Consider the following 7632-nt stretch of genomic DNA (forward strand, 5'->3'; position numbering starts at 1 on the left):
AAAAAACAATTAATTTTTACGTGTTTCTTATTTTTATGTGAATATTACAAGTGCCTCTGGTAGTGGTGGGATGAATCTGACTCATGATACGTTAGCATCAATGGGAGGGATAGCTTCACTTGTAAATATGTTTTTAGGAGGATTGTTCGGATTGGGTCCAACTGTTAAGTTTTTAACAAAAATTTCACTTTCTTATTTAATAAAAACAGGATAATCCGCATTTTATAAGAATCATCCTGTTTTTATTGATATATTAAAAAATCGGCGGAGTAACAGAAAATAAGACTATCGCATTTTTCTCAAAATGATTCACCCATTTATGCTTTAAATAAGCAGGTATCTTTACACTGTCGCCAGTTTCTAATACGTATTCTTCCTCGTTTAAATATAATGTGATTTTCCCATCTAAGACAAATGCTAATTCTTCTCCTTTATGTTCTAGCACATTTTCTGATGAAGCTGTATTAGGCGGGACGGTCATAATTGCTGTTGCTAAATTTCCAGTGAAATCAGGTGAAAGCATTTCATATGATAAATTATCGATAATCATTTTCTTTCGTTTATGGGAACGTACAATTAAATCGTCTGTATTTGTATCTTCAAGTAAAAAGCTAAATGTTGGCACATCAAGAGCTTTAGCAAGCACTTTTAATGTTTGAATAGAAGGGTTAGCGGACCCACGCTCAATTTGACTTAACATAGATGGTGTAATATCGGCCATCTTTGCTAGTTCTTTACTAGTTAAACCTTTTTCTTTTCTTTGTTTTTCAATTTTTTTACCAATATCTATATTTTCCATAATGAAAATCTCCTTAAGGGTTATTAAATTATATTTAAATAAATTAAATTAAAATTAACTAAAGTTAACGATTTGTGTTAAACTATATTAAAATTAATTTAATTATAATTTATTATATGGTGAGCTACAAGGATATAAGGAGGAAACAAAATGAAAGAAATAGGGGCATTACAAGCAGAATACCCATTAGTGAATAAACTTATTGCAACAGAAGAAGTATTTTGGATAAATCCAAACATAGAAAAGTATGAAAGGGCAATAAAAGATTCACCACTTAATGAAGAGAATGTAAAAGATGCGGAAGAGAGATTAAAGCGTTTTGCACCATATATTGCGAAAGTTTTTCCTGAAACGAAAGGGACGAATGGCATAATCGAATCACCTTTAGTGAAAATATCTTCTATGAAAGAAGCTTTAGAGACAAATTACAAGCAACCTATTTTAGGAGAATTATTATTAAAATGTGATAGTCATCTTCCGATATCAGGATCAATTAAAGCTAGGGGCGGCATTTATGAAGTGTTGAAACATGCTGAACAACTAGCTTTGCAGCACGGTATGTTAACAGAAGAAGATGATTATTCCATTTTAGATAGTGATACATGTAGAGAGTTTTTTGCCAAATATTCAATTGCGGTCGGTTCAACAGGAAATTTAGGGCTAAGCATTGGAATTATGAGTGCGAAGCTAGGTTTTAACGTAACGGTTCATATGTCAGCAGATGCGAAACAATGGAAAAAAGATTTATTAAGAAGTAAAGGTGTAAACGTTATTGAGTATGAAGCTGATTATAGTAAAGCAGTAGAAGAGGGGCGTCAGCAAGCAGATGCCGATCCTAGCTGTTATTTTGTAGACGATGAAAACTCCCATGATTTATTTTTAGGATACGGAGTAGCAGCATCGCGATTACAAAAGCAATTAGAAGAGTTAGAGATTGTAGTAGATGAAAATCATCCTTTATTCGTTTACCTTCCGTGCGGAGTAGGAGGCGGACCTGGCGGCGTCGCATTTGGTTTAAAGTTATTGTATAAAGACAACGTGCACTGCTTCTTTGCGGAGCCTACGCACTCTCCATGTATGTTACTCGGTTTAATGACAGGACTTCATGATAAAATTGCTGTTCAAGATATCGGGATTGATAATGTAACAGACGCGGACGGACTAGCGGTAGGAAGACCGTCTGGATTTGTCGGTAAAACGATGGAACCATTTTTGAGTGGGAATTACACAGTAAGCGATGAAGAGTTATATAGATTGTTAAAAGAACTAGCTGACACGGAGAATATTTATTTAGAGCCTTCTGCACTAGCAGGTATGATTGGGCCAGTGAAAGTATGTAAAGAAGATGAGTATTTACAAAAGCAACAGTTAACAGAGAAGTTGAAAAAAGGTACTCATATTGTGTGGGGAACGGGTGGAAGTATGGTTCCTAAAGATGTAATGAATGAATATTATAGGAAAGGTTTGGAATTAACGATATAAGAAAAATGAGGCTAGTTGTAGCCTCATTTTTTCATGTACATAAAAATCTTTGTTATTTTCACAATAGTTCTTTATAGTATATATAAAGGATAACTAATATTGAATAAATACAACAAAAAAGCTTTATTTTACATAATAAGAGGATGTGTATACGATGTCATTACAGACTAAATATATAGCGGGTATTTCGCTTGGGGTTATGGGTGTCGGCTTTGCGGCTTCTATCCCTTTTCAAGGAACGGTAGCAGGAGAGATTATACAAGGGGGATTTGAAGCTGGGTTAGTTGGCGGGCTTGCAGATTGGTTCGCAGTTACAGCATTATTCCGTCACCCGATGGGAATTCCAATTCCGCATACAGCTTTGTTACCTAAAAACCGTAAACGAGTAACGAAAGGGCTCATCAATACGTTAGAAAATGAGTGGCTAACGAAAGAAAGTATTACGAATAAAGTAAAAGAAATGCAGCTAGCACAAATGGTGCTACAAATTGCAGAGAGAGAAATGCAGTCTGATGCTGTGAAAAAAGGCATTGTAACGATTGCTGAGAAGGCGATTGTTTCAATCGATACAGAAAAATTAGCGGTTATTATTGAAAAAGAATTAAAGACGTATTTACATACAATTAATACAAATAACATTTTACAAGTGCTTGTTGATCAATTAGTTGTGCAAGAATATGATGAAAAGACACTTGATTACATATTAGTGAAGGTAAAAGATTGGACAGCGCAAGATGAAGCTCGTTACCAGCTCGGTAGCTTAGGTATGAAGGCGATGGAAAATATAAAAGTAGATGGATTCTTGCAGTTTACTTTGAAATCATTTATGAATATTGTAGATGAAGATAAGATTGGCGGCATTTTGCAGAAGTTTATCATTAGTAATATTAACAGCTTACAAGAGGCTGATAATAGCACAAGACAACTTATATTAGCGAAGATTCGTCAAGAAATTATCAATGTAAAAGAAAATGAAGCCTTATTACAGGAATTAGAAAATTGGAAAGAAAAGTGGATTGCGAATTGGAATGCTACTGACAAAATAAAAGAGATGCTAGAGCAAGTACAGCAAAGAGCAGTTGCTTTTGTAAATAATGAAGAATTTGCTGATAAATATGTTATTCCATTTTTACAAAAACAAATGAATAAAATAAAAGAAGATGAACAAACTGTTCAAAAAATAGAGAAGTGGTTACAAAAGCAAGTTGTCACACTTGTGGAAAAGAACCATTCGAAAATTGGTAAGCTTGTACAAGAAAACCTTGATAAGTTAGATGATAAGACGTTAATCGAAATGATTGAAAATAACGTCGGTAAAGATTTACAGTGGATCCGAGTGAACGGGGCGGTTTGCGGATTTATGATTGGATTAGTGTTAGAAGGAATTAAAGCGATTATATGAGAAAAACCTTCCGCAATTGCGGAAGGTTTTTTATTTTTCGAGAACACTCATATTCAAATTATAAGCTTTCTCAATATTTAACTTGTACGTCCCATTTCCAGTTTTAATCGAATTTTTATACCAATGTTCTTGGTTGTTTAATTCTGGATGTTCTTCTGAAGAAGTATTTTCGTTTTTCGTTAAATCTTCTACTTGTTCCCAAGGTGTACTTCCATGTGTTTCTTTTTGATTCGTTACTGCTGTTAAAGATACATCACTTTCTTTTGCAAGATGGACAGACACTCTTGAGCTTTCCTGTACAAACCAATTATTTTGTAATTGACCTGGATAAAGAGATAGTTCGTTATTTGAAGCACGGATTTCCACATTTTTATTTTGCGGAAGAACAAGCGTTGGTTTCACCTGTGGTGCTGAATTAAATAATGTATGCTGAACAGGTAAAGATTTTAAAGTGATATACATCGTTTCTCCAGCCGTTTGAACTGAAAGGAAATCATCTCGTTTTAAATTGAGTTTTTCATTTGCTTTCGTTGTCATTTCATAAGTTCCCAAAAGATGAATTTGATTTGTATTATTTCCCTCTATCGTTAGAGGCTGATGTCCTGCATCTACTACGATTTTTTTGATAGATTCAGGTATATCAAATTGTCCGTCTGGAATATTACTCGTTTGCCTCGTTGTGTTAATAGAATGACGAACTTCTTCTAGTAATCCAGTTGATAATAAACAGTAAAAAGCAATTCCGACACTTCCTAAAACGCCGATAAAGAAAATACTAAAAATATCATATTTAATAAAAGATTGCTCTTTTTTAGAGAATAGAAGGTATAGTAAAACTTCAGCTCCAAGTATGATGAGTAAAACTGGCCACCATGCAGTTAGTGTATCTAATACTTGAATTCCTTTTACGACTGAAAAAAGTAAAAAGCATCCTAACGATATAATAGAAAGCCCCATTGAGAATGTTCCAACACGCCATGTTCTCATTCTTTTGTACCACCTTTGTTTTCTTTATTTCCAAGTAACAATTTAAAGCCGCCGCCAATTAAGAGAAGTGCAACGATAGATGTTTGGAAATAGCGATAATATAGCTCGCTAAGATGAATGTTAAATATAGTTGCAAAGTAATCATTCAAAATAGGAAGGACTGTTTGATCTAATAAATAATAACCACCGAGTGTAATTAACCCGATACCGATCCATCTTTGATGATTGATAAAATAATCGATAATGGGTTCGTCTTGAACTCGTTCTTTTCCGTATTTTGCTGTTTGCTGTAACGCATCAAAAAAGCTATAGAACCAAATGATTGGTACTAAAAATAAAAACGCAGAAAGTCTTAATAAGTCGAGTAAATAAATAGATAGTAAGAAGGCCGCCATAAGCTGAAGACCACGGCGTTGTAAGCCTAAATACATATGACCTGCTCCAGGGAACATCGCTAAAATAGAAGCAAATGTTTTACTTTTCTTTCCCTGCTCGCGGTGCTCTTCAAAATCTTCGAAAATAGTACGGTCAATTAATTGCTCGCCACGTTCTTTTTTCTGTAGTTGCTGAACAACGTCAAAGAAATTATAAATCCATAAAACAGGTAACGTAATAAGGAAGATAAGAAAACTTTCTTGCGATGTTAAAAGTGCAACGAAAATGATCATACTTCCGATTCCTGTGCAAGCTACTAAAAATGTAAGTCCGCGTTGCATAAGTCCTAATTGGAAATGGCCAAGTCCAGGGATGATGGATAAGAGAATGATATAAAATCGTTCGCTCTCTTTAGAGGAATTTATCACTTCTCCAGCTTCTTGCTTTTTCGTTTGGTTTATAATGGTGATAACTAAATCTAGTAAGTTAATTACCCATAGAACAGCTAGTAAAAATAGAGAAAGAAAAGCAATATCACGTTCTCTTACTACTATGGTACAAAATACTGCAAAGGAGAATAGAAATAGTGATCCCCCGCTATATAAAATAAACCGTCCTAGCTTTTTTAAGTATAAATGTCCAAGCCCAGGAATTAGCCCTAATACAAGTGCTAAAAAGGGATTTTTATTCATGCTTTGAACCTCCGTCCTTTTTCGATGTGTCTACCGATTTGTTTACAATTTGTTGTGAAATAGAAGACTCGTTATGTTTTGAAGATTTCTCTAAATTTGATGTCGCTGTAAAAATATACTGAAATAAACCACTTACCATAAAAATAATTGTAGCCGCAGTCGCAATTATGTAATGAATGATCGTGCGCTTTAGTGAGGTTGTTTTTATATTTTCATTAGATTGTAGTGTTTCAAAATTAATTTGCGTCATAACTTCGTTCGTAAATGAATCATCATTTATCATTGGAAGGTTTTCATGTTGTTCATCAATACTTTCCATATAAAGTGCTAAACAATGATCACATTCATAAAGATGTTCTTCCATAGATTCACGTTCATTACTTTCTATAAAATCTAATGTATAATTGCGCCAATCTTCTTTTGAATAATGCATCATAGAAACTCTTCCTCCTTCCAATGTTTTTTAATCCATTTTCGTGCTCGATACAGTTTCATTTCGACTGTTTTTACTTCGATGTTTTCCTGTAAAGCAATTTCTTGATAGCTCTTTTCTTCTAAGTAATGTGCGAGAACAACGTCACGGTAATTTTCGGGAAGTTCTCGCAGTTTTTGAGCAATGAGTAATTTTTGCTCTTTCGTCAATAATAAAGCCTCAATATTATGAGAGGACTGTATATTTTCCTCAGCTTCTTTACATAAGGAGAGTTCTTCACTTTCTCTAGCTTTCTTTCTCTTATAATCAATAGCGTGATTGGTGGCAATACGTGCCATCCACGTTTTTAATCCGCGAAATTGATAATTTGGGAGAGAGGTGTGAATTTTTACGAATACTTCTTGTGTAACATCTTTCGAATCTTCTTCATGTCTTAAAATAGAAAAGATAACTTGAAAAATATAATGACGATATGTTTGTACAAGGATACGAAAAGCATGCTCGCTTCCTTGCTGTGCTTTTTCAATTAATTGTTTTTCCTCAATCGGTCTCTCCCTCCTTTTTGACGCATTCTATTATATAGACGTAAAGAATGATAAGTCACCCTACACATTTTGTAAAAAAAGAATAATATATTTTTTGCGGGAGAGCTAGATGAAAAAAGGTGTGAAAAAATGGTAAAGAGAAGTATATAATGAGCAAGTAGGAAATGTTACACGGAGAAAGGATGTGAATGTTAGTAGGGAAAGGTCCATACTAACAAACATGAAAATTAAAATATTAATAGCAGATGATAACTCTTTTATTAGAGAAGGCATGAAAATTATTTTAAATACATACGAAGAGTTTGAAGTAGTAGATACTGTAAATGATGGGGAAGAAGCTGTAGCGTATTGTAAAAAGCATGAAGTTGATATTGCTCTTTTAGATGTTCGTATGCCAAATATGAACGGTGTAGAGGCGACGAAGTTCATTTGTGAAGAGACGAAAACAAAACCGCTTATTTTAACGACGTTTGATGATGATGAATATATTTTGGATGCAGTAAAAAACGGAGCGAAAGGTTATTTATTAAAAAATAACGATCCGGAGCGTATTCGTGATGCGATAAAAGGAGTATATAACGGTCAAACTGTTATGCAAGATGTTGTCCTCGATAAAATTAAGTCTAATTTAATGGAAAGTAAAGAGGAAGAATGTAAAATTGATAAGAGCCTTTTCACAGAAAGGGAGCTTAGTATTATCGCATTAATTGCAAAAGGTTTCTCAAATAAAGAAATTTCGAAACAGCTTTTTATATCTGAGGGAACAATTGCAAATTATATTACGTCAGTTTTAGGGAAAACTGGACTTGAACATCGCACACAAATTGCGATTTATTACTTAACAGGGAAAGTAGATTAATGATATGGAATTTTGGTTAACTGTAAGTAAATTAATTGTCTTTTTATATATTGTGTTC

The 7632-nt window shown here is 33.8% G+C and carries 9 protein-coding genes; 4 read left to right on the top strand and 5 right to left on the bottom strand.

What is annotated here, in order from left to right:
• The first annotated feature begins 37 nt into the window (after positions 1-37).
• Entirely contained in the window at positions 38-214 is a 177-nt protein-coding gene (locus ACQGSG_RS24185; RefSeq protein ID WP_002061098.1) for a hypothetical protein, read from the top strand.
• A gap of 39 nt (positions 215-253) precedes the next feature.
• On the opposite strand, the gene ACQGSG_RS24190 is transcribed toward ACQGSG_RS24185, so the two are convergent.
• A complete protein-coding gene (locus ACQGSG_RS24190; protein WP_000427637.1) occupies positions 254-799 on the bottom strand; it encodes a helix-turn-helix domain-containing protein in 546 nt (181 codons plus the stop codon).
• Positions 800-949: 150 nt separating this feature from the next.
• Between ACQGSG_RS24190 and ACQGSG_RS24195 the strand changes: the two genes are divergently transcribed.
• Positions 950-2281, top strand: coding sequence for a D-serine ammonia-lyase (locus tag ACQGSG_RS24195; RefSeq protein WP_098382595.1), 1332 nt, complete (start codon positions 950-952; stop codon positions 2279-2281).
• Between the two features lie 154 nt (positions 2282-2435).
• Positions 2436-3683, top strand: coding sequence for a DUF445 domain-containing protein (locus ACQGSG_RS24200; RefSeq protein WP_087965972.1), 1248 nt, complete (start codon positions 2436-2438; stop codon positions 3681-3683).
• A gap of 30 nt (positions 3684-3713) precedes the next feature.
• On the opposite strand, the gene exsE is transcribed toward ACQGSG_RS24200, so the two are convergent.
• The 4 genes from exsE to ACQGSG_RS24220 are packed head-to-tail and all read right to left on the bottom strand — an operon-like array spanning position 3714 to position 6715.
• Positions 3714-4670 (bottom strand): exosporium protein ExsE, encoded by a 957-nt coding sequence (gene exsE, locus ACQGSG_RS24205; RefSeq protein ID WP_001261427.1) that lies wholly within the window; start codon positions 4668-4670, stop codon positions 3714-3716.
• The gene (locus ACQGSG_RS24210) at positions 4667-5737 is read right to left on the bottom strand and encodes a hypothetical protein (protein WP_001039122.1); all 1071 of its coding nucleotides are present in this window, start codon (positions 5735-5737) and stop codon (positions 4667-4669) included. Before ACQGSG_RS24210 ends, exsE begins: the two co-directional genes overlap by 4 nt.
• On the bottom strand, positions 5730-6173 hold the full coding sequence (locus ACQGSG_RS24215; RefSeq protein ID WP_000972351.1) for a hypothetical protein: 444 nt from the start codon (positions 6171-6173) through the stop codon (positions 5730-5732). The genes ACQGSG_RS24210 and ACQGSG_RS24215 overlap by 8 nt, the downstream gene beginning before the upstream one ends.
• Positions 6170-6715: an RNA polymerase sigma factor gene (locus ACQGSG_RS24220; protein WP_306302920.1), complete on the bottom strand. Its 546-nt coding sequence runs from the start codon at positions 6713-6715 to the stop codon at positions 6170-6172. Before ACQGSG_RS24220 ends, ACQGSG_RS24215 begins: the two co-directional genes overlap by 4 nt.
• A 220-nt stretch (positions 6716-6935) precedes the next feature.
• On the opposite strand from ACQGSG_RS24220, the gene ACQGSG_RS24225 reads away from it, so the two are divergent.
• On the top strand, positions 6936-7574 hold the full coding sequence (locus ACQGSG_RS24225; protein ID WP_000694093.1) for a response regulator transcription factor: 639 nt from the start codon (positions 6936-6938) through the stop codon (positions 7572-7574).
• Positions 7575-7632 lie beyond the last annotated feature (58 nt).

Source organism: Bacillus sp. GMa5/1, assembly GCF_050172015.1.
Lineage (GTDB): Bacteria > Bacillota > Bacilli > Bacillales > Bacillaceae_G > Bacillus_A > Bacillus_A cereus.